The organism is Vibrio jasicida CAIM 1864 = LMG 25398 (genome assembly GCF_000400365.1).
GTDB classification, from domain to species: domain Bacteria; phylum Pseudomonadota; class Gammaproteobacteria; order Enterobacterales; family Vibrionaceae; genus Vibrio; species Vibrio jasicida.
Genome location: NZ_BAOG01000090.1, coordinates 1 through 23,508, shown reverse-complemented (window position 1 = coordinate 23,508; position 23,508 = coordinate 1). Strand labels below are relative to the sequence as shown.

The window sequence follows — 23,508 nt, the reverse complement described above, 5'->3', positions numbered from 1 at the left end:
ATAAATCCACAAAAAGATAAACATAACAATTACACATGAGTAAGCCTTAAATCACACTTTTACTTTGCATGAATGTGAATATTCTCATAATCGTGCAGCACATCTCACAAACTGCGTACTGTTTCTTTCAATTTTTAGCGGTGAATGTTCGATATAACACAAATAGATTTAGAAAGGAAAGCTGGAATTCGACGTGCAATATCGCCACCGAAGAACAAGAAAGAACGGCACCTTAGACAATGAGACGAAAAAAGCCAAGCGTGCGCCTATGGGGGTCAGCAGCAACACTTGGCTTTGGATGAATGGGGAAAACTTATTGTCCGCTTTGCCTCACTTTGAAGAAGCGCCCTTGTAATGATGACATCGGGATCTGGTATTGCCCGTTACTTGGTGTGATTTGTTGGTTAGTGATTAAATCCACCAGCGCTTGATTGCTACCGACTTGCGCTTCTGTCAGCACTATGTTGCGAGCACTCTCAAAGGTATTCAAAGCAAATAAGACTTGGTCATCGCCAGATACTTTCAAGTCCACATAACTGCCATTACTTGCTACCAAGTTAGTTCGGCTGCCTTGATACAAAGCAGGATGAGCAGCACGCATAGTCATCAATGACTTAACGTAGTTTTTCAGATCAACTTGGTTGGCATCTAGGGTTGCTGTTACGCCTTCGATCTTGGCGCTGCTTCGCGCGACATGGTCATCACACACGCCACGAACCGCACACGTATTGTTGTCTTCTTTTGCGTCAAAACCATCAACTTGGTCACCGATTTCATCTCCATAATAGAGTGTGATTGGTCCGGTGTAAGCCGCTTGGAATGCAAACGCGGCTTTGTGGCGTTGCCAGTATTCAGCATCGTTCACATCCGCTAATCCGCCTCGTTGCAACAAGTCACCAAAGCGAACCAAATCGTGATTACCAATCATCAAGTTTGGTTGAGCATGAGAAGGATATTGATTGTGTGTTTGGTAGCCATTGTCTAACCAATCCACACCACGACCGCCGACACCGCTCTCATTGACAGCCAGTGTTTCCACAACGCGATAGCGCATTGGGAAATCAAATGCAGAGCACAGCGCAGGATCGTCAGCCGCGCCATATGCATTACTCGCGATTTCTGACTCGCCCTTCCAGATTTCAGCGACCATGTAACCCAGAGGATTCACTTGATCACCTTCCACGTTGGTGTAAGTCACACTCTGTGAGGCTTCATCCACCGCTTTGCGGATTTGTGTCCATGCGTCGGTTGGAACTTGGTACGCTTGGTCTAAACGCCAACCATCAATTTTTAGCTCTTTGACCCAGTAAGTCGCGACTTCTTTATAGAAATCCAAGCTTGCTGGGTAGTCGACCGGATTGCTCGAACCAGAAGGTAATAAACCCGATGGAGACGGCTTAATCAACCCTTCTTTGTGATGACCAAACACGCCATCAAAGAAAACATACAAGCCGCGTTTGTGTGCTTCATCAACTAAGGTTCTCGCCGTTTCTAAATCGCCAAAGCGAGGATCAATCTTAAAATAGTCCGTAGCAAAGTAGCCCGTTGCATCCAAACGATCGGCCCAATATTCTTGTCCATCAATGGCTTCCGATTCAAAAACTGGCGTCAACCAAATCGCATTCATGCCCAAGTCTTGGATGTAATCGAGCGAATCAATAATCCCTTGAAGATCACCGTTATGATGACTGGTGCCGTAACCTGTGCCATGGCCGATACTCGAATCGCCATCAACAAAGCTCTCAACCATGATTTGATAGGTGCGAAGTTGGTTGCTTTGCTCCATTACATTCGCTTGGCAAGCATAACTTGCATCAGGAAGTGGCGTGCTGCCATTATCGCTTCCACCAGAGGAATTACACGCGGATAAAACACCAACCACACTCAAGGCTAAAAGCGATTGGCCAAATAGTTTTTTATATCGTACGTTGCGCATTTAACTCTCCCAAATAAAATTAACCCCAACATGTTTCCCATGCAGGGGTTAATAAATAAAAATAAATTTCAAATAACTGAATGGAATATTATTGGCACTTATTTACCATTACGTGAAGTGGCTTACCTTTTCCTTCAAATTGAAGGCTCCAAACGTATTTTCCATCTTCTTTAATATCAACCGAAGTATCTGTGCCGTAACCACCAAATGTTAATGGCGTTAATTCACCGACATTCATTCGATTACCTTTCGCGGTAAATTGTGGGAACCACAACTCAGTCGCGTACTGCATTTTGAAAGAGCCTGCGTTTTCTTGCGTCACAACTTGATAGAAGTTATTGCCTTTGTAAGTGTATTTACGTTGAGGTACATGTTTCCAATCTGAATCAGCAAACGTACCGACAACAAACAGAGGTTTAGAAATTGGGCCTTTCGCCGTGCTATCTGGGTTGTCACAAGCCGCCATGAAAGCAACGACTTCGTCTTGAGACAGATTAACAATAGGTTCAGCAGCACCTTCTGGTTCTGCTGTCGATTGACAACCAGCAAGAGCAACAAGTAAGGCAGCAGCAAGTGAAGTTTTCATCATGTTCATTTTCACGTTAATTCCTTTTTAATATTCCAAAGTAAATACAAACTCACCAATCTGGATAAAGTTAATATTTAAAAAGAACAAAATACCAAACTAGCGATAAAGAATATTGTTCTCTATCTTGCTGAGCCAGATTACTTTGAGAGGTTTAATTATTTCCTAATCGATGACGAGTAAGGTTAGGAACACACTTTAATTATTGATCTGTTAAATATGAAAAACAAAGTAAAACAAATAAATTTGTGAATAAGCTAACTATATGTAGGGGTGAGTTTTATCGTTCTAAAAGCAATTAAAAAAGGCCAGCAATTTGCTGACCTTTTTTATTCATTTATTTGGTATTTACCGCTTTAACAAATACAGTTTGTGCACCTTCAATGCCCAGTTCTTTTGCCTCATCGAGAAGCGTCAGAGCTTTCGGGATATCATCCGCTTCGACGGCTGCTTTGATGGCATTATGGTAGTAACTGGTTAAGTCTGTACCTTGCGGAATATTGTCGTTCTTCGCGACAATCTTAGTATTCACGATATCATTCGCGGATACTGAAAAACGGAACTGACCGAGTGGGCTGTGTTTTGCTTGAGGATCTGCAATATCTGGCGGCTGAGTGTGATTTGCCAGAGCGAAGGCTTTTGCAGGGTGAAGAACTTCTGAGCTTCCTTTGAGATCAGAAGAAGTCGTGTAAACCAAAACATGCAAGTCGTTACCTGTCATGTCAGGAATCACATTCATTTCAAGTACGAATTTATCGTTATCCAACAGTTTTGCTGGCTCGTACTTAAACTTTGAGAAATCTGCTTGATAAATAGTTTCGCCAGCCGTGTTCATAACAACGACATTAGGTGCGTAAAACTCTAGATTTTTGTTTACGAATGTTTCTAGTTTGATATCTAGACTGCCACGATTACCTGGTAACGCGAACGCTGCAATTGCGCCAGCGCTATTACCATCTAACAGCATTTGGCTTTTGTCAGTCAAAGCGAACTCAGTAACCACAGGCACATCAATTGGTACCCATTGAATGTCGCCCGATTGCGTGATCACTTGTTGCTGACCTTTCGGGCTCATATCGACTTGTTCTACAGAAGTACAACCTGTAGCCAACATTCCCAACAGTACGGGAGCAAGCCATTTTTTCATTACCGTCTACCTCGACTCATTATTGTTTTTTGAAATAAATACAGCCAGATAAGGTTCTGGCTGTATCATTCTAGGACAATTTAGGACTTAGTGGCTAGATGATTACCACCAAGCTTCAGCTTGTACACCGAACTGGAATGTATCGTCAGAACGACCGTTGTCGAATGTGTTCGAGTTGTCGTCTTTATCCGCTGTTAGGTAAGAAGCGTATAGACGAATTTCAGGACGAGCCCAGAAGCTAGAGCCAGCAGACCATGCTTGAGCAACTGTTAGCTTACCGTATTTGTTCTCTGCACCGTCGTTATCATCGATAGCGTAACCTGCTTCGAAGATAGTTTTGTGGTTGTCATCCCATTTGTACATTGGACGAACAACAGCAGACATTGCTTCCCATTTGTCTTGGCCGTCCCACATGTCTTCACCTACACCGTAAACAAGTTGGTGACCAAGTTCCCAGCTATCACCCATACCGATTACACCCCAGTTGATTAGGCGGTAACCAGATGCGCCACTGTTTGCTTCTGCACCGTACCAGCTACCGTCACCGTAAAACGCCATTGTTTTAGAGTAACCTTCAGTACCGTATTGAATTACAGTTTTGTTGAAGCCTGAATCTAGACCTTGAGTCAATTCAGCTGTGAACATTACGCCATCTTTCGCATCTTTAGTGCTGTTTGGCGCAGCGTCAGTTTCGTTAACTAGCGCGTAGTTTAGACCTAGTTCTAGAGAACCGTTATCCCATACTTGAAGACCCGCGTAACGCGCATCAAGTGTATTTACGTTTGCGTCACCGCCATCGTTACCTGGGTCAGCGATGTCAGAACGGTCATTACGAACCCATGCTAGAGATAGTTTACCTGGACCAGCTTCGATGTTTTCGATACCAGCACCTGCGCCAGAGATGTTCCAGTAGTAGAAGTCAGAGATATGGATGTCGTGACGTTGGTAGTAACGCTTACCTGCCCATAGAGTCGCTTCTGGAGCGAAATCTAGAACACCTTTAGCTTGAACGTTGAACTGACGTAGTGCGAATTGTGCATCATCAACACATTTAACATCGCCAGCGCCGTCAAGACCACAGTTAGCAGAAGTGCTTTCCCAGTCGTTTGAACCGTTAGAAGTCATTGCAAACATTGAGTCAACGTAGAACGTTTTACCGTTGTTGTTGTAAACTTCTTTACCTAGTTGAACTTCACCGTATACATCGCCTTCGTTACCTAGACGACCGATTTTGTTCTTTTCAAATGTTACTTGTTGGCCACCGTCAGCGCTAACGCCAACACCAGCACGCATATAACCATGGAAATCCACTGCGAACGCAGAACCAGCAGCTAAAGTTGCAGCAACAGCCGCTGCAATTGCACTTACTTTTTTCATTCTTAACTCCATTAAGGGTATTTATAATTCTGTCTTCCCTGCTCGCTCTTTTTGGTGAATATAGGCAGTAAAAACGCACCAAAAGAAAGAGAGGTAAGATGGGAACAAGTCCCCGTTTGTTTCAACAGTCTTAAGATTACCCAAGGAGTACAAGGATGACGTCCTCCACCCCAAACTAATTTAGGGGGGATGAGAAGGGATGAGAAAATATACCGAATGGTGTTTTTTCGAGTCAGATCACCAATCTAGGGAGGAATTAGTAAGTTTCTTCAGTTTATGGCCGCTACAAAGTGATAGCCATTTCATATTTTTGTCAAAAATAGGTCGTAGAAAGTAATTTAATTACAGTGATAATTTTCGATATAAGGTGGTTGACCTTAGTAAGACAAAGTTTTTTACTTATAGTTTCTTAAAGGTAGCAATAAAATTAAAAAAAGATTCGCTGATGACACAACTTCACTCTCGCCCATACCCACTCGGTGCAACCGTAAATAAAGAAGGTTGTAACTTCTCTATTCATGCTCCGAGTAGTAAAGACATTCAACTTGCGCTATTTGCGGAAGACGGTAGCTACAAGCTTCACGACTTACCAGGCGAATATGCAGGCATTCGCCATACTTTTATCCCTGACATCAAACCGGGGCAAAAGTATGGCTATGTGGTGACGCACAAAGACGAACCTTTGCTGATCTCCGATCCCTATGCAAAGTCGATTGATAAAGCCCTTCACTACCAGCCTCCATTTTCTCCTGCAAAAAGCTTCGATATGCCAAAGTGTGTCGTCATAGAAGACAACTTTGATTGGCAAGACATCGATCATCCTCGCATACCACGAGAAGAGATGGTGTTGTTTGAAACTCATGTTAAAGGACTCACTCAGCAAAACCCTGAAGTTCCAAGCGATACAAAAGGCCGTTATTTAGGTTTGTCTTCACCTGAAATGTTGGCGTTCTACAAGCAGCAAAACATCAATACGTTGCAATTGCTACCTGTCGCAGCGTGTATGCATGAACCGCATTTGCTAAAGATGGATAAAGTGAACTATTGGGGTTACAACCCATACTTGTTCATGGTGCCAGATCCTCGCTATGCAGAAAAAAACGCGGTAACCGAACTCAAAACCACCATCCGCGAGCTACATAAACACGGCATCGAAGTGATTCTTGATGTGGTGTATAACCACACGGCGGAAGGCGGTGAAGGCTCAACGATCTTCAACCTAAAAGCGCTCGACTCACGTTTCTACATCAAACATGGTCAGAACTTCGCGAACTTTACTGGTTGTGGCAACACAGTCGACTTAACTTACCAGCCAGCACTGAATCTCGTTATGGATACGCTGCGATACTGGGTGAGTGAATTTAAAGTCGATGGCTTCCGTTTTGACTTGGCAGCAACGCTAGGTCGCCAAGGCGACGATTACAATCCAGAAGCAGCGTTCTTTAAAGCGGTCGCACAAGACCCAATTCTTCGCGAAACCAAGCTGATCGCCGAACCTTGGGATATCGGTCCTAACGGTTACCAAGTGGGTAACTTCCCATTTGGTTGGAACGAATGTAACGATAAACTGCGCGACATCTCTCGCAGCTTCTGGCGCGGTGACCAAGGCTATCTAAAAGAATTTGCGACTCGTTTGATGGGCTCTCGTGATATCTACAGCGCAGCAAACTGGCCTTACAAACTCACGGTCAACTACATCACGTATCACGATGGTTTCACCTTGCAAGATTTAGTGTCTTACAAACAGAAGCACAACGAAGCGAACGGTGAAGAAAACCGCGACGGCCACGGTGATAACCGCTCTGAAAACTATGGCGTGGAAGGCGAAACCGAAAACCTGATGATCATCGCCACGCGTGAAAAACAAAAGCGTAACTTAATGGCGAGCTTGTTGTTTGCATTTGGTATCCCTCATATCCTAACCGCAGATGTGTTGTCGCACACGCAAGGCGGTAATAACAACGCTTACTGTCAGGATAACGAAACCAGTTGGCTAGATTGGTCGAGCACAGAACGCAAACAGCACTTCAAAGTGTGGATGTCACAAATGGTCGCTAATCGTAATCAGTATATGGTGCCATTCATTCGAGCGTTCAGTGGTGAGAATCGCAATAACAACCGTATCTTCTGGCGTCGTATTGATGGCAGCTTGATGGAGCACGACGATTGGAACCGTTTAAGCTCTGTGGCGCTGCATTTAGGCATCGGCAAGGAAGGGCAAGAGTTGGTTTACCTGATCAACAAAACCAACGCACCTGCGCGATTTAAGCTACCAAATGAGCGTGGTCAAGAGTGGGTGACCGTGTGTGATACCAATGTGCGTAACCTCAATCCTGGTCATGCCGAGGGCGAAGTACTGCTTTCTCCGACTTCAATGGCAATTCTGCATTATCAACCAGAGTAAAAAGCTTACCTGACAGAAATGCAGCTTATTCCTACAAGTTTTGACAAGCCCAGCCGTAAGCTGGGTTTGTTTTATCGACGTTTCGGATACATAAACAGCAATCAGCTCAAATAGCACACCATACGCATTGATGCACAAGTGAAACTAATCTAATATTGTTAGCCAAATCACATTTATAATATATACAACGTTATTTGGCATATGGCTTTACCTAAATTCTTAATCCGCATTCTGCGGCCTTACTTGCTATTACTCGCAGGCTTCATGGTCTATCTGGCTTACGCTCAGTTAGTCGATTCCGAGTCGATGGTCTATCGGCAATCACAGACCAATATCATCACTGCAGAACGGTTGATACACTCCCAAATCGAAGCGGCTTTCAGCAAATTCTACCTTCTAGAGACCGCATTAAAAGCAAGCAAACAAGACCTCAATGATCCTGACTTCCGTGAACTAAGCCAAGGCATCATCGACTATTCTCCGCAATACTCCAATATCCTCTATACCACATCCAACAACAGCATCGCTTATGGCCTATCTGGTCAAATAAAACAACCAGACACCAGCGCAATTCAATGGCACAAACTGGATACTGTCAGCGATAAATTCTCTATCTCTTCGCTGTACCAAAACCCACAGCAACGCTGGGTATTCGCCATCAAGCACGCCAACCCAAATCTGAAATACCAACTTTGGCTTGAGTTCGATCTTCTTCATACCACTCAACAATTGCGTGGTCTTAAAACATTGAATAAAGGTTATGTGTTTGTCGTAGACAGAGATACAGAACGCTTGGTATTCCATCCAGATCCAAGCCGCATCGGTGACTATTCAGTGAGTTATCATGGCGGTATCAGCGATAAAGTCGCGTCGGGCTTACTGTTTGGTAAACACGAATACTATTACCAAGATAATTTTAAAATTTCGGTTTTCGATGCAGACAACGGCTTAAACTGGGTGTTTGTCGCAGGGACAGACCGTGCCGACATCCTCAACAGCAGTTATCCGTTCACGCTAACCGCCGGTGTCATTGCCTCTCTACTCGCACTCGCCATCGGAATCAACTACCTCACTTACCAACTGCATTTGTCTTTAGCCTGCCTAAATGGCACGGAGAGCGTTGGTGAGTTCAAAACCCAGCTCAAGCATGTCTTGGATCGCTTTTGCTACCACAGAGGCATACAGTTCTGTGTCTACGACAGCTTGAATTACAGCTTCTACACCCTCGATTATCACGGCAACAAAAAGCTGGTGTTAACCGAAGCGGAACTCGCTGCGCGTTTTTCTCATAGCGCGCTGACTTACCGAACGAAGAAGTACGGCGACGAGCTGACGACAAAGCTCAAGATCAACAGTAACCACTACTGTATTCCATTGTTTGATGGACGAGAGCTGCTTGGCGTGACTTACGTCAGTTGCCGATTCCCAACCTACAAATGCGTACTGAGCTTGATTCAAAACTACGCCCAAGTAGCGTTGGCAAACCTGAAATTGCATGACCGTTTGCGCCATCAAGATCCAATGACGCAACTCGAAAACAAAGCGTGCTTGGCAGCAAAAGTGTCGAGAGAGCTTCATTCAGAGAACCGTTTTATCGCGATGGTCGACATTGATAATTTTAAATACATCAACGATAAATTCGGTCATCCAGTGGGCGATTTAGTCATCCAAAAGACTGCAGAAGTGATGCGCGATTGCTTCCCTAAACCAAAAGGGATTTGTTTAGCGCGTTATGGTGGTGAAGAGTTTGCCATCGTGTTCCAAGCCAATGACGAGTTTGATGCCAAACATCAGCTGGATAACTTCCTAACCGCGTTGCAAAGAAGCCATCTCACATTGGGTTGTGGCGATGTGCGATTTACAGCAAGTGTTGGGTTTACGCCATTAGAAACCAGCTATCACCATGTAGTGGAGCAAGCTGACAAAGCACTTTATCAAGCAAAAAGATTGGGCAAGAATCGCGTCTGCCACCTCAAAGCAGCATAGCGAATTTCTTACGAAAAAAGACAAAGCCAGAGCAGATATCGCTATGGCTTTTTTTATTTCTATTACAGTCAGTTAAGTCACAAGATCTGACACGACACTTCTCTCTTTCCGCCGTCTTTTGACCGATTCAAATTCTGCCCCCAAACACCCTATCGTTAATCAGTTCTGAACAGGTGTTTATTTTTCTTTGATTTAACTTAACGGCTCTCATCAATAACCTTAAATACATCAGGGGATTGCACGAAGCCAATTGAAAATGAAAGAACTGGACGATTACGTAGAGCAGATAAATTTAGACCTGACTAGCGAGATGTTAGAAGAACTAGGTTGGGTCAGCGATAACGTCCATCAGGTTCTTTATTGGGTTATTGCCGCCATCCTATTCGTTGTATTGATTTGGGGTATTTTCTCATGAAGGCATCCAATCCATCTTATGGTCAGGTTTATTTGGTTGGAGCAGGCACAGGCGATGCGTCACTGCTTACCATTAAGGCATTTCGTCTGCTTAATCGCGTTGATGTCGTGCTTTATGACCACCTGGTTTCGGAAGAAGTCTTGGACGTCATCCCACGAAAAACCCTAAAAATCTGCGTGGGTAAACACTACGGTAAATGTTCGCAAACTCAGGCAGAAATCAACGAAATGATGAAGGGCTACGCAATCACAGGCCTTACGGTATGTCGCCTAAAAGCGGGCGACCCGTTTGTATTTGGTCGAGGCGGTGAGGAAGCGACCTATTTAACACAGCAAGGCATCAACTATGAGGCTGTACCGGGTGTAACTGCGGCACTTGGATGCTGCGCTTACGCGGGGATACCGGTCACTCATAGACAAGTTTCGAGGGGTGTCACCTTGGTAACGGGACGAAACTGTAATGATGCTAGCGAACCGAATTGGAGCGCACTTGCCGCCATCGACCACACCCTAATTTTCTACATGGGGCTACACAAAGCAGAAGCGATCGCAGACAACCTCATTGCTCACGGTCTCGCGCCAGATACACCTTGCGCCATCGTCAGCAATGGGACACGAGAAAATCAAAGCAAGATCGTCACTACCTTAGCCGGACTGTATGAAACCTGCAAAACGCAAAAACCACCACTGCCAGCAATCATAGTGGTTGGAAACGTGGTTTCCCTTTCCCAGTCACTGGAATGGTTTGAGTCCACCGCCGAGCCCTGTTTAGAACGCACGATTCATTAGTTTTTGAAAATAACGAGATAGAACAATGCCTAAGTTTTTAACTACTCAGCAAATGGGTTCGGCGATCGAGGCGTTACGTCAGAACTATAAGGTGATGGCGCCCGTCTATGAAGAATACGCGGGGCGTTTTGCCCATACCCCAAATTTGGATTACCAAGAATTGGAACGTTACGACCAACTGGAGTGGAAAGAGAAAAGCCATTTTTCACCCAAAGAGATCGTCTTTCCGATCACCGAAACCCTATTTTGGTTTAACGCCGACGAGTTGCGAGAATCCAGTGTTGATGCGCGCCCTGTGTTTCTGTTTCTCAGAGCTTGTGACATCAATGCGCTCAAAAGTCTTGATTACATGTTTTTAGAAAACGGCGGCCACGAAGACTTCTATTACAAACGTCTACGTCAAAAACTCAAACTTGTACTGATTGAGTGCAGCGAAAGTTTCGAAAACTGCTTTTGTGTCTCTATGGGCACCAACAAAACCGATAATTTCGCCGCTTCAGTGCAATTTAGTGATCACGGCGCCATTGTCACTATTAAAGATCCAGAGCTGACGCCCTACTTTTCACAAGGCAAAGACGTTGAGCACAGTGTCAGCTTCGTCAAGTCCAATCCGGTCAAAGTCCGTACGCCAGATTCGGTTTGCGATGACCCAACGAAAATACGTGAAGTGTTACTCAGCCATCCGGTGTGGTCAGAATACGACTCACGCTGCATTGGTTGCGGTCGCTGCACTTCTTCATGCCCGACTTGTGCCTGCTTCAACGTGTTTGATGTGGTTTACAACCAAGAAGCCAAAGTGGGTGAACGTCGCCGCCAACACGCCAGTTGCATGATTGATGGCTTCTCGGATATGGCAGGCGGTCACAGCTTCCGTCATAAAACCGGAGAGCGCTTATGTTATCGCGCCTTACACAAGGTCAACGACTTTAAGTCTCGCCAAGGCGAACACCATATGTGTGTTGGATGCGGACGCTGCGACGACCGATGCCCTCACTACATCTCATTTAGCAACATCATCAACAAGATGACATCGATTGTAGAGGAGGCGCTCTAATGTGCGATTGTGAAAACAAAATGTTGCCGCAAAGCTACCCGATTATTCATATCGAAAAGCACACCGAACTGGAATGGAATTTTCGCGTTGCGTGCGACTTTCCGGTGCACTACGGACAATTTGTCGAAGTGGGTTTATCCCTTGTGGGCGAAGCACCTATCTCCGTCTCCGATTACGGCTTAGGTTACGTCGACTTGCTGATACGTAATGTCGGCAAGGTAACCAGCGAGCTGTTCCAATTAAACGCCAGTGACCGCGTGATGATGCGCGGCGCAATGGGCAACGGCTACCCGATGGAAGCATACCAAGATAAACACCTCATTGTGGTCGCGGGCGGCACTGGCGTTGCTCCGGTTAAAGGGCTGATTAACTACTTTCACAACAACCCAAGTGATGTGAAGAAGATGTCTTTGATCCTCGGATTCAAAAACCAAGATGCCGTGTTGTACAAAAACGATTTGCTGAATTGGTCTTACTCCAATCACGTCATCACCACCTTGGATGACGGCGGCGATGAGCATTTCTATGAGAGCGGCCTAGTCACCGAGCACATCAGCAAGCTCGACCTCTCTGACAAAGAGAACATCCGCGTCATCGTAGTGGGTCCACCGATCATGATTAAGTTCGTCGTGCAGGACTTCTTATCCAGAGGCATTCAAGAAGATCAGATTTGGGTCGACTACGAACGCAGAATGGCTTGCTCAGTAGGTAAGTGCGGTCACTGTCGAATTGGCGACAAATACGTGTGCTTGGATGGTCCGGTTTTCCGTTATGACCATGCTAGAACCATGATCGATTAGGAGGGAATCACAATGACGATGGACGTAGATATCATCAAAATGCGCGCCAATGGCGATTACCGCCTATCAAAAGTGCGTGGCGAGTGCATGATCAGCGTGCGCATTCCGGGGGGCATTATGCCCGCATACTTACTCGGTGCTGCGCAAGAGATCGCCGAAAAGTGGGGCAATGGTGTTATTCACCTCACCACACGACAAAAGCTGGCGATGCCCGGCATTCGTTATGAAGACATTCCAGAGGTCAACAAAGCACTGGAGCCCTTCATCAAAGACATCACCGTTGATACATGTGGCATTGATGTCGAAGACACGCAAGCAGGTTATCAGTCGATTGGTGGGCGTAATATCGTCGCGTGTCAGGGCAGTCGAATCTGCCAGAAAGCTAATACCGATACCACTGGCTTGGCGCAGCGAATGGAGCGTCACGTTTACCCTAGCAAATACCATTTAAAAATGGTCATGGCAGGCTGTCCGAACGACTGTGCCAAAGCCAATATGGCGGATTTTGGCATCTTAGGTATCGCCAAGATTAATTTCGAAAGTCATCGCTGTATTGGTTGCGGCGCCTGCGTCAAAGCTTGTGCGCACCACGCAGTAGATTGCTTGTCACTCAAAGACGGTAAAGCGGTGAAAGAAGAAAGCAAATGCATTGGCTGCGGCGAATGTGTGCTCGCTTGTCCGACGCTGGCTTGGCGTCGAGATCCAAAACAATTCTATATGGTCAAACTGGGCGGTCGAACTTCGAAGAAGACCCCTCGCGTTGGCAAGATGTTCCTCAATTGGGTAACGGAAGACGTCCTACACCCTGTCATCGACAATCTGTTCGAATTTGAAAAAGAGATGTTGGGCGGTAAGCCGATTTACCTCCACATGGGACATCTGATTGATAAAGGCGGCTACTTGCGTTTTAGAGAGCGCGTCTTAGATGGCGTTAGCCTAAATCCGGAAGCCAAAGTCGCCGAACGTATGTATTGGGCAGAAGATGAATACGTAGCGAACATGCACGTGAAATAGGCATAGTATGAACAAACTAGAAGAAATGTTTAAAGAGGCGTTAGCCCCAGCAGGTATCACCATCAATGGTTCTAAACCGTGGGATATCCAAGTGTTTAACCCAAAAGTGTATGAGCTTGTGATGCAGTCAGGCTCCTTGGGTTTAGGGGAAGCGTACATGTCCAAGATGTGGGATTGCAGCCACTTGGATCAGTTCTTTGAGCGCGTACTTTTAAACGATATTGAAGGCAAATTAGGACTGGCTGAAAAGCTCAAGTTCGCCTCTTCCGCTGCGAAGTTAAAACTGAAAAGCTGGGTTAACCCACAAAGCATTGAACGTTGTAAATTCGATGTACCGCACCACTACGACATCGGCAATAAGCTTTACCAAAAAATGCTCGACTCGCACATGACCTATACATGTGGATACTGGAATCGAGCAGCAACGCTGGACGAAGCGCAAGAACATAAAATGGATTTGATTTGTCGTAAGCTCGATCTGCAACCGGGGATGCGTATTCTCGATATTGGCTGTGGTTGGGGCAGCTTTATGATTTACGCTGCGAAGAAGTATGGTGTGATTTGCGATGGCCTGACTCTATCGAAAGAGCAGAAGAAGCTAGGCAGCAAACTGGCGATAGAAAATGGCGTAGTCGCGAACTTCATTTTGAAGGACTACCGCGAGTTCAAACCCACCGTACAGTACGATCGCATCGTTTCTATCGGTATGATTGAACACGTGGGACCGAAGAACTACGCGGAATACTTCGAGTGCGCAGAACGCTTCATGAAAGACGATGGCGTGTTCTTGTTACACACCATTGGCTCACACCACAGCACTACCGCATCGGACCCGTGGATCTCGAAATACATCTTCCCAAATGGCGTCATTCCATCAATGAAGAACCTCGCAGAAGCGATGGAAGATCGATTCAATATCGAAGATGTGCACAACTTCGGTGAAGACTACGACAAAACCCTGATGTGCTGGTTCTCTAACTTCCAACACTCATGGAATCAGATCAAAGGCGATTACAGTGAAGATTTCTACCGTATGTGGAAATACTACTTACTCAGCTGTGCTGGCGCCTTCCGCTCACGAGACTTGAGCTTATGGCAGCTCGCTCTAACTAAGATTGGTCGCCGCCGACCACTGACCGTACGTTCCATGTAAGCAATCTGCCTCCAGATTGTGTTTTGAGCACCTTCGTTTGGCTCCTAGCCAGAATGGGCGGTTTCATTCTGGCTTTTTTTACTGCTTTCTATTTCCTTCCAAAGCACTAAACAACCCATCCAGGGGGCATTTAGTACGACCTTACTCGTAAAAACTAATACTTAGTAACGCCCAGTATTACTTTTAGTCTTGCACGCTATGACTTGTTTTACATTGATGGTGACGTTCGTTCGACTCAGGCAATCTTCCTCTCAACCAAGGCTCATCCCGATAACCAAAACCAGAGCCAAAATACTATTTTTGAGAGTCACCATTATGAAAACCATCAAATCAATCATCATTGCACTGCTATTTACGTCTACACTTTCTGGCTGCGTTTCCACTCCAAGCCACTATCGCTTGGCTCCCAACGTTCGCCCTACTTTGATGAATGCCAATATCAACGTTCAACCACTGGTAAACACGGCGGTCTCTGTTGGTAAAGTCGTACTGCCTTATGCGATTTCAGCGGGACATGCTTACGTTAATACGCCTTACTTCCTATTGCGATAAACCCACCGAACTCATTCAGTCCTGTAAAACTAGCCCATTTCTTCGGCTAGTTTTCATTTATGTATCATAGAGATAAAAGATCACCACCTTAAGTAGGCTCATTTGGTGTTGTGGTTATTAATGAACCTCTGTATATTTATGGACCATTACAGTATATGAACCAATTTCAAGAGACGCATTGTACCCATGGCTACCTTTCTCTATACGCGGCATTCGCCAAAAAACCGAGCTTACCCTGAGCAGCTCAACGCTTTGAAAGCCTTTGCTCCTGAAGCAATTCACCTTGAAGACAAGGTACGCGGCTGCACGCCACCAGCCGAGCGACAAGCCTTTCAACAGCTCTTAACTACGGTGCAAACCGGCGACACCGTTGTACTTTGGTGGCTAACCGCCTTTGGCCGAGACTTCAGCCAAGCCTTAAGCACGATTCAAACCCTGCTTAACAAAGGTGTCATCCTAAAAACCGTTTGTGAACCACTGACCTTTGAACCTGGTTCCGTACAAACGCAAACCTTGCTTTCGCTGCTTGCTGGCTACGGACAAGTGCAAACTCAACATCGCTTGTTCGCCGCAGAACAAGGCCGAAAAGCACTAAAAGACGACCCACAGATGTGGAAGCAAAAATTCCGAGGTCGCCCTGCAGACAAAGCGAAACATCAACACATTGCAACTTTGCTTCTGGAAGGCAATACGCTACAAAGCGTCGCAGAGCAATGCAAAGTCAGCCTATCGACGGTCAAACGTGTGAAAGCCAAATTGAATGAATTTGATGAGGAAGGAAGCCTGCGCCGCCGTGGCGATGGTGAAAAATCATGAGTCGACCGATTGAATTTAAAACCATCTTGCTGGCGTGTCTTATCATCAGTGTTGGTCAACTCAGCATGGGCTTGGTGTTCCCATCCCTGCCTTGGATCGCGAAAGATTTCGATATTTCCCTCGACCAAGCTCAGCTGCTAGTCAGTGTTTACTTACTTGGTTTCGGTCCATCTCAGTTTATCTATGGCCCGGTATCTGATGCGTTAGGCCGTAAAAAGGTGCTGTTAGCTGGCTTGTTGATTGCCATGCTCGGTCTATTGATGATCATTTTCCTAAGCCACACTTTCACTGGCATGGTAGCAGGCCGTTTTCTGCAAGGTTTAGGCACTGGCTGTTGCGCGGTGTTAGCCCGAGCGTCAACTCGCGACCGCTTTAGTGGCCCTGAGCTCCCTGTCGCTTTGTCCTATATTGCGATGGCGGCCTCTATCACACCGTTAGTTGCTCCGGTTATTGGTGGTTTCATTAACGCCCACTTCGGCTGGACTATGGTGTTTATCTCACTGTTGGGTTACGTATTGTTGGCTTGGACTGTGATCGTATTTCGTTTCCAAGAAACCATCACACAAACCTCTGCGTTGCCATCACCGAAAAAGATGCTGCTGCAATATCGTGACCTACTGACTTCTCGTTACTTTATGAGCTTTGCCAGCATTGGTTGGCTTAACTTCAGCTTGATGATCACAACCGTTTCGGTGATGCCTTTTATCATGCAAAACCAAATCGGTATGACATCCGATCAATACGCGATGTGGGCACTGATTCCGGCGTTCGGCATGATCTGCGGCACCAGTATCTGTAACCGTGTGCGCCCAATCATCGGCACGAAGAAGATGCTATTGGTCACGCCAATCCTGCACGTCAGTTCCGCAGCGTGGCTGTTCTTCTGCCCTGTTGAGCCGCTGTACTTAATGCTAGGCCAACTTCTGATGATTTTAGGCAATGCTATCGCTCTACCTTGTGCTCAAGCCATGGTAATGCAACCCTATAAGAAGCAAGCGGGAGCAGCTGCGGCGATGTCGGGCGGTGGCCAAATGGTGGTGTCATCGATTGTAAGTATGGCATTGGTGCAGCTCGGGTTAAGCCAAGCGTGGCATCTGTCATTGGTGATTGTGGTCTTTGCGACCATCACACTAACCAACGTTCTGCGAGGCTTTGCCACTGAGCAACCTTCCGAGCAATAGAGTCCGGGCAATAGAAAGTAACAAGGAAGACAAATAACGACATGAAATTACTCAATCTTGCTCAAGCACAAAAATTGGCTTTGCTCTCTCAAGGGTTGCCACTAACAAGCAACAAAGGCAGCGCCAAAGCGAAGACCTTAGCCGTCTTTGAGCTGCTGGGCTATGTGCAGATTGATACGATTTCTGTCGTTCAGCGCGCCCACCATCATACTTTATGGAGTCGAAACCCAAGCTACCAACTTGAGCACCTAGACCAACTGGTGGCAGAAAAGAGAGTCTTCGAATATTGGTCTCACGCGGCGGCGTATTTACCTATGTCGCAATACCGTCATAGCTTACCTCGCAAAGCGGCGATCAAATCCGATCAGCAAAAGCATTGGTACAAAAAAGACCACGACTTAATGGCGTCTATCTTGAACAGAATTGAGCAAGAAGGCCCATTGATGGCAAAGGATTTCGAATCTGCCAACCATAAGACCGATGGCTGGAATACTAAGCCAACCAAACGCGCCCTAGAGAACTTATACATGCAGGGCGATTTGATGATAAGCGAACGTCGTGGTTTCCAGAAAGTGTACGACCTAACCTCACATGTTCTGCCTCAAGACATTGATACATCGATGCCAACCAAGCAAGAACACGCGCGATTCTTAGTCCTCAACTATCTTAAATCTCATGGGTTCGGTACTTTGCCTGAAATGGTTTACCTACTGAAAGGGGTCAAGAAGCCGGTACAACAAGCTCTGTCCGAATTAGTCGATTTGGGTGAGATTGAAGCCATTAGCATCAACAATTCAGCTTATTATGCCTGTAGCGATGCGCTGAACTTGCTCGACAAACGGCTCAACCGCAAACGCGCTAAAATCCTTTCCCCATTTGATAACCTGCTTATCCAACGAAAACGCGCCAGTGCAATTTTCAACTTTGATTACTTGCTTGAGTGTTATGTTCCAGAGCCAAAACGCCAGTTCGGTTATTTTTGTTTGCCAATATTGTGGGATGGAAAGCTGGTCGCGCGCGCCGACTGCAAAGTGGATAAAACCAGTTCAACGCTGAACGTTCTTAACCTAGTTACCGAGCCTTTGCTCAAAGACAGAGAAGCGTTTTTCGTCGCCTTAGAAGAGGAACTACAAGCTTTCGCGCAGTTTAACCAGTGCCAAGCGTTTGTGATTCAGAAAGTAGCGCAAAGGACGTAATGAAAAGAACAGTGCCCGAAGAGTCAAAGAGCAAAGTGCTGAGAAACCAAACTGTTCTCTTGAACCCCATGCACTCTGCATATCGATTCTGAATTACATCCGTCTCTCGCTATTCCAAGAGACGAGATACTCAGGTGATAGTGACCTTTAAGAACTTTGTAGGCTTACCAAAATCACGCCAACGGTGATCAAGCCAATCCCCATCCAGTTGATCATGCTGAGCTTTTCTCCCAGTAAAACCACACTGAATATGGCCACCAGCACCACGCTTAGTTTGTCGATCGGCGCAACTTGAGAGGCTTGCCCCAATGACATGGCGCGGAAGTAACACAGCCACGATGCACCTGTCGCTAAACCCGATAGCACCAAGAACACCATGCCTTTGGTCGAGATCTCTCCAATGGCACTGAACTGCTTGGTCGCGTAAGCAATCAAACCAACCAAAACAAGAATCACGCAGGTACGAATAAAGGTCGCCAAGTCTGAGTTGATGTTCGCCACACCAAGTTTGGTCAACACTGCGGTCATCGCCGCAAATACCGCCGACATGAGCGCCCAAAATAACCAAGAAGTTTGAAGCATTGTCTTTTCCTATTCATCCCTAAAAGCAAAAAGGCGTTACAGAGTGTACTGCAACGCCATGTCTTGCTTCGATTAAATTCGACTTAAATCCAATCGAATCAATCTGTAACTAGAGCTTAAAAGTCTGCTGTCATACCAACATAGTAAGTACGCGGTGCTTCAACATAACCGATGTTTTCTAGCTCTCTTGATACACTTTCATCGGTTAGGTTGGTGATACCCGCACGAATACGTAGTGCATCATTCACATGGTAAACCGTACCTAAATCCATCGTGGTGTAAGCGTCTTGCGTTAACTGAGAATCAATCTTACGGTAGCGTGCGCTCGCAAACAGGTTCAAATCTTGAGTTGGGTACCAGTTTAGGCGTGCAAATGCTGAGTGCTTGTAACGCTCGTTCAGCTCTTCACCTGTCGACTTATCTTCGGTGTCTAAGTAAGTGTAGTTACCAGACATCGCCCATTGCTCATTGAACTGAATGCTACCCGTTAGCTCCACACCTTGGATAACGGCTTTCGATACGTTTTGGTAAGACTTGTACGGGTTAGACAGTTCACGATCGATTGGGTCGCCATTGTCATCAATACAACTCATCACTGCACTCGACCACGTACCGACTTCACAGAAGATGTTTGTCTGTTCGATTAGGTTTTCGATTTCGTTACGGAATACCGCGCCTTCTAGGTTCCAGTTACGACCGCTGTAAAGCGCCGAGAACTCGTAGTTCACGCTGGTTTCTGCTTCCAGATCTTCGTTACCTACGATGTTACAGTTACCTTTACAGCTGCTCATCGAGAAGTCTGGGTGGTTTTGCGTCATGGTTGGTGCTTTAAACGCTTTACCCACACCACCTTTCAGTACCAAGTCGTCCGTTGTTTGGTGTACTAGGTACACACGCGGGCTGAACTCTTCACCGTAGTGCTCGTGCTTATCCAAACGACCACCAATCGTCGCCATCAACGTATCGGTCATTTCCCATTGGTCTTGGATAAATACCGCACCTTGGTAAGCTTCTGCTTTGTTACCCACGATGTGCTCTGGGTTGGTCAGCTCACTAGTTTGGTAGTCCACACCAAACGTCACGGTGTGGCTTTCACCTAGGTAAGTCGTAGCTGATGCTTCAAAAATTTGTGTTAGTTCTTCAATTGAATCAGCACCATCGTTTGCCGCTTCAATGTTCTCTACGTTTTCACGTGAGTAACGAACTTGCGTATCACCCCAAGACCAAAAACCGGTGTGCGATAGCGCTTGGCTGTTTCGTTTAACGCGAGACTCCGAGAACAAAATCGTAGTACCACTTTCCGCTGCGGTATCACGCTCGTCGTCACTGTAACCAAGGTCAAGATCGATAAATTGATTGTCCGCCAAATGCCATGAAAGTGTACCGAACATCGCTAAACTATCGCGATCTTCAAGTGCAGTAACCTCTTCACGATCGATGCCGCCTTTCTCGCCAGAGTATGGCTGCCATGCATTACGACTCGTTTGAGAAACAGAGAAGCGAGCAAATAGCGTGTCTTCAATCAGAGCGCCAGACGTGGTTAGACCCACAGTGTACTCTTGACCACCATTGCCATCGTTTGGCGTGGTGTTGTCTAAGCTAAGTTGCGAGCTCCAATCGTTACTTGGTGACTTAGTGATGATGTTGATCGTACCGCCCATACCGTCAGAGCCGTAAAGCGCCGACATAGGACCACGGATGATCTCTACTCGCTCAATTGAATCCATTGGGATCGCAGAAAGATCGAAGTCGTTACCACGTACGATCGCACTTGCCGAACTCATACGACGGCCATTTACCATGATCAGTGTGTATTTCGAATCCATACCACGAATCGAAATTTGCTGACGACCTGCACGTGTGCTGTCGAAGTCTGACTCCACGCTGGTTGCGTTAGACACGATGTCCGCCAACGTGATGCCTGGATCGTTTTCGATGTCTTCAGCAGTGATCACCGACATAGAAGCTGGAGCGTCTTTCAGCTCCATCTGGGTACGAGTTGCTGTTACAACAAGCTGCTCATCGGTTTCGATTGGCGTTGTATCAGCAAAGACGGAAAAAGAGGTACATAGCGCACCAATCACCACTGCTAATGGTTTTGGCGCAAACGGAGTCGTCTTCGACATGGTAAAAACCTATAAATTTTAATGGAACTTATAATGATAATGGTTCGCATTAAATAGCCTTTATTTGACGAAGACAAGCAACCGAGCATTTACCGAAGCTATTACGACTATGTCAATTATGAATAATAATATTCTTTACCATTCACTCTCAGTTGAGCCATATATTTCTTTAAATAATGACTTAACCCAATTACACATCGGGTCGTTATGATAGCGCTTATGCCAGTACAAATAGACCGATTCTTCACTCATTCGAATCGCTTTCGGTACGGTTTTCGTGATCAGCTTTCTTCCCTGACAAGCGTCTTCCGCAAACGGCGTTGGCAAGTGAAAAATCACATCCGTTTGCTCAGCAATCGCGGGCGCAGCATTGAAGTTTGAAAGCTGAACAGGAATCGATAATTGGCGTTTTTTATCCACCACGCCAAGCTCAACAAAACGGTGATAAATCGACAGTGTTTTGCCACCTTGAAGTGAGATCTGACCGAAGTTGCAATCGAGCAGCATCTCCACCGTCAGTTCCTCAATATGGGCAAGTGGATGGGTTTCGCTCATCAAGAATCGGTAGTCGCGATTGGCAATTTTCATGCGGTACAAATTCTGCTCAGAGCTAGGTGGCTCGGCGGTTGAGAGCACAAAATGCACATCCCCTGCGATCAGCGAATCGAAATGGCGCTTCGGGATGGAATCGATATCGACAATCATGTTCGGCGCTTCTTCACGGATGCGCGAAACAATCGGTGGCAGTAAGAAAATCACCTGCGGAACCAAGCCGTAAAAACGGATCGTACCGTTGCTCTTTTCTGGCACAAATGACTGACCGTACATCAGCTTTTCTAGCCCAGTTAACACCGTGTTCAAATCTTGCTTGATCACTTCCGCTTTTGGGGTCAATTCATAGCCGTGTGCAGTACGTACTAACAGCTCATCGTTGAACAAGTTTCTGAGTTTCTGTAAAGAGCGGCTCACCGATGGTTGGCTCATATTGAGCGATACCGCGGTGTTGGAAACATGCTTCTCTTCAAGTAGGTGTTTGAGAATAAACAATAAGTTCAAGTCGACTTGAGCTAAATTCATTTTTTGAATACTCACTATTCCGCTAATTCTGTTGCTGCATATAGACTATCTGCTAATGTGTCTGCAATCAATAATCATTCTTATTTGATTTTAATCAAATAAGTTATACCGCTTTACGACTAATCTCGCGCTCTATTTTTTAAAGCATTATTTGTTTTTAAGGCACTCTTGCGAGATTGCATCGCACCTTTTGGAAATCATTATGTTTAGTAAAACTTCTCTTCGCGTAGCAACGGGAGCTTTGCTGCTTGCATTGGCTCCTATGGGGGCAATGGCTAAAACCTACCAACACAGCTTGGGCACAGTAGACATTGATGGCGTACCACAACGCGTCGTTGTATTGGGCTACGGCAGTTTAGACTACATTGATGCTTTGGGCGTAACACCCGTCGGCATGCCAAAGACGCTGCTACCAAAGTCGCTAGAAAAATTCCAAATCGACTCGTTCGCAAACACGGGCAGCGTGAAAGAAGTGAACTTCGAGACACTGTTTATGCTTAAGCCAGACTTAATCATCGCAGAAGGTCGCATGGCAGATATTTACAAAGATCTGAGCGACATCGCGCCAACTTACATGTTCCGTATCGACACCACCGACTACTGGAAAACAACCCAAGAACACTGGCGCACGCTGGGTGACATCTTCGACAAAGAAGAGCAAGCAGAGCAGTTGATTGAATGCGTTCAAGAACAAATTAATCACCTGCACGCAAAAGTAGAAACTCAGCCACCACGCACACTGACCGTCTCAAACAGCGGTAACAGCTTGGCGATGTTTGGCACCAACAGCCGTTTCTCATTTGTGTATGAAGAAGCAGGTTTTGCAACGTCGACTTCTGAGAACGTGAAATCTGTACCACGTACCCACGGTAACCTGATTTCATTCGAATACATTGCTGATGCGCAACCTGAGGTACTGCTTATCCTTGACCGCGAACAAGCGATCGGTCAGAGCAGCGGTAAAGCAAAACAGCTGTTCGACAACGATCTTGTGAAGTCCACTCCAGCAGCGAAAAACAACCGCGTGCTGTTTATGGACCCAGCGGCTTGGTACTTAACCGCAGGTGGCTACCAATCGACGCAAACCATGATTAAAGAGCTGAACCAAGTCATTGCTAACTAGGGTCTGTTTATCTTTCGTGGTTAAATTTTGTTCGAGATAAAAGCGTTTTAATCGCGGCGAGTCGATTGAAACCTAGTGGTTCTAAGTAAAATTGACTCAACAAAGAGTAAAACGCTTTTAGCCGAACCCTTTGGGCAGCGTTTGTAGGTGCTTTCTACTGCGTTATCGGCTTATCAGGTAGAATAGCTACATATC

At 46.0% G+C, this 23,508-nt stretch carries 20 protein-coding genes; 13 read left to right on the top strand and 7 right to left on the bottom strand.

The features are described 5' to 3' along the window. Positions 1-313: 313 nt before the first annotated feature. The 4 genes from VJL_RS21115 to VJL_RS21100 all read right to left on the bottom strand — a co-directional run bounded on the left by VJL_RS21115 (position 314) and on the right by VJL_RS21100 (position 5,046). On the bottom strand, positions 314-1,936 hold the full coding sequence (locus VJL_RS21115) for an alpha-amylase family glycosyl hydrolase (RefSeq protein WP_038881267.1): 1,623 nt from the start codon (positions 1,934-1,936) through the stop codon (positions 314-316). A gap of 88 nt (positions 1,937-2,024) precedes the next feature. Continuing rightward, positions 2,025-2,531: a hypothetical protein gene (locus VJL_RS21110; protein ID WP_038881265.1), complete on the bottom strand. Its 507-nt coding sequence runs from the start codon at positions 2,529-2,531 to the stop codon at positions 2,025-2,027. A gap of 328 nt (positions 2,532-2,859) precedes the next feature. Beyond that, on the bottom strand, positions 2,860-3,669 hold the full coding sequence (locus tag VJL_RS21105; RefSeq protein ID WP_038881262.1) for a MalM family protein: 810 nt from the start codon (positions 3,667-3,669) through the stop codon (positions 2,860-2,862). Between the two features lie 102 nt (positions 3,670-3,771). After that, positions 3,772-5,046: a maltoporin gene (locus VJL_RS21100; RefSeq protein ID WP_038881260.1), complete on the bottom strand. Its 1,275-nt coding sequence runs from the start codon at positions 5,044-5,046 to the stop codon at positions 3,772-3,774. Between the two features lie 445 nt (positions 5,047-5,491). Here VJL_RS21100 and glgX point away from each other — a divergent pair, with 445 nt between their 5' ends. The 12 genes from glgX to VJL_RS21045 all read left to right on the top strand — a co-directional run bounded on the left by glgX (position 5,492) and on the right by VJL_RS21045 (position 18,405). Beyond that, a complete protein-coding gene (gene glgX, locus VJL_RS21095) occupies positions 5,492-7,450 on the top strand; it encodes a glycogen debranching protein GlgX (RefSeq protein WP_038881257.1) in 1,959 nt (652 codons plus the stop codon). 264 nt (positions 7,451-7,714) lie between these two features. Further along, positions 7,715-9,436, top strand: coding sequence for a sensor domain-containing diguanylate cyclase (locus VJL_RS21090; protein ID WP_081635019.1), 1,722 nt, complete (start codon positions 7,715-7,717; stop codon positions 9,434-9,436). A 256-nt stretch (positions 9,437-9,692) separates the two neighbouring features. After that, positions 9,693-9,851, top strand: a complete 159-nt coding sequence (locus VJL_RS29700) for a hypothetical protein (RefSeq protein WP_009706538.1) — start codon at positions 9,693-9,695, stop codon at positions 9,849-9,851. Further along, entirely contained in the window at positions 9,848-10,639 is a 792-nt protein-coding gene (cobA, locus tag VJL_RS21085) for a uroporphyrinogen-III C-methyltransferase (RefSeq protein ID WP_038881253.1), read from the top strand. Before VJL_RS29700 ends, cobA begins: the two co-directional genes overlap by 4 nt. A 25-nt stretch (positions 10,640-10,664) precedes the next feature. Further along, on the top strand, positions 10,665-11,693 hold the full coding sequence (gene asrA, locus VJL_RS21080) for an anaerobic sulfite reductase subunit AsrA (protein WP_038881251.1): 1,029 nt from the start codon (positions 10,665-10,667) through the stop codon (positions 11,691-11,693). Beyond that, positions 11,693-12,493: an anaerobic sulfite reductase subunit AsrB gene (gene asrB, locus VJL_RS29835; protein WP_009706541.1), complete on the top strand. Its 801-nt coding sequence runs from the start codon at positions 11,693-11,695 to the stop codon at positions 12,491-12,493. Before asrA ends, asrB begins: the two co-directional genes overlap by 1 nt. Before the next feature lie 12 nt (positions 12,494-12,505). Further along, positions 12,506-13,507: a sulfite reductase subunit C gene (gene asrC / locus VJL_RS29830; protein WP_005429205.1), complete on the top strand. Its 1,002-nt coding sequence runs from the start codon at positions 12,506-12,508 to the stop codon at positions 13,505-13,507. Between the two features lie 7 nt (positions 13,508-13,514). Continuing rightward, a complete protein-coding gene (gene cfa, locus VJL_RS21065) occupies positions 13,515-14,660 on the top strand; it encodes a cyclopropane fatty acyl phospholipid synthase (protein ID WP_038881249.1) in 1,146 nt (381 codons plus the stop codon). Between the two features lie 315 nt (positions 14,661-14,975). Then, positions 14,976-15,212: a hypothetical protein gene (locus VJL_RS21060; protein WP_038868912.1), complete on the top strand. Its 237-nt coding sequence runs from the start codon at positions 14,976-14,978 to the stop codon at positions 15,210-15,212. A 186-nt stretch (positions 15,213-15,398) separates the two neighbouring features. Continuing rightward, entirely contained in the window at positions 15,399-16,028 is a 630-nt protein-coding gene (locus VJL_RS21055) for a recombinase family protein (RefSeq protein WP_038881247.1), read from the top strand. Then, positions 16,025-17,209 carry a multidrug effflux MFS transporter gene (locus tag VJL_RS21050; protein WP_038881245.1) on the top strand — a complete coding sequence of 395 codons (1,185 nt, stop codon included), beginning with the start codon at positions 16,025-16,027 and terminating at the stop codon, positions 17,207-17,209. The genes VJL_RS21055 and VJL_RS21050 overlap by 4 nt, the downstream gene beginning before the upstream one ends. 41 nt (positions 17,210-17,250) lie before the next feature. Beyond that, positions 17,251-18,405 carry a winged helix-turn-helix domain-containing protein gene (locus VJL_RS21045; RefSeq protein ID WP_038881242.1) on the top strand — a complete coding sequence of 385 codons (1,155 nt, stop codon included), beginning with the start codon at positions 17,251-17,253 and terminating at the stop codon, positions 18,403-18,405. Between the two features lie 147 nt (positions 18,406-18,552). On the opposite strand, the gene VJL_RS21040 is transcribed toward VJL_RS21045, so the two are convergent. From VJL_RS21040 to VJL_RS21030, 3 genes are all read right to left on the bottom strand, one after another. After that, positions 18,553-18,987, bottom strand: a complete 435-nt coding sequence (locus VJL_RS21040; RefSeq protein WP_038881239.1) for an EamA family transporter — start codon at positions 18,985-18,987, stop codon at positions 18,553-18,555. A 116-nt stretch (positions 18,988-19,103) separates the two neighbouring features. Beyond that, positions 19,104-21,113: a TonB-dependent receptor domain-containing protein gene (locus VJL_RS21035; protein WP_038881236.1), complete on the bottom strand. Its 2,010-nt coding sequence runs from the start codon at positions 21,111-21,113 to the stop codon at positions 19,104-19,106. A 135-nt stretch (positions 21,114-21,248) separates the two neighbouring features. Next, on the bottom strand, positions 21,249-22,190 hold the full coding sequence (locus tag VJL_RS21030) for a LysR family transcriptional regulator (RefSeq protein ID WP_038881235.1): 942 nt from the start codon (positions 22,188-22,190) through the stop codon (positions 21,249-21,251). Positions 22,191-22,392: 202 nt separating this feature from the next. Between VJL_RS21030 and VJL_RS21025 the strand changes: the two genes are divergently transcribed. Next, positions 22,393-23,313 (top strand): siderophore ABC transporter substrate-binding protein, encoded by a 921-nt coding sequence (locus tag VJL_RS21025; RefSeq protein WP_038881232.1) that lies wholly within the window; start codon positions 22,393-22,395, stop codon positions 23,311-23,313. The last annotated feature ends 195 nt before the right edge of the window (positions 23,314-23,508 follow it).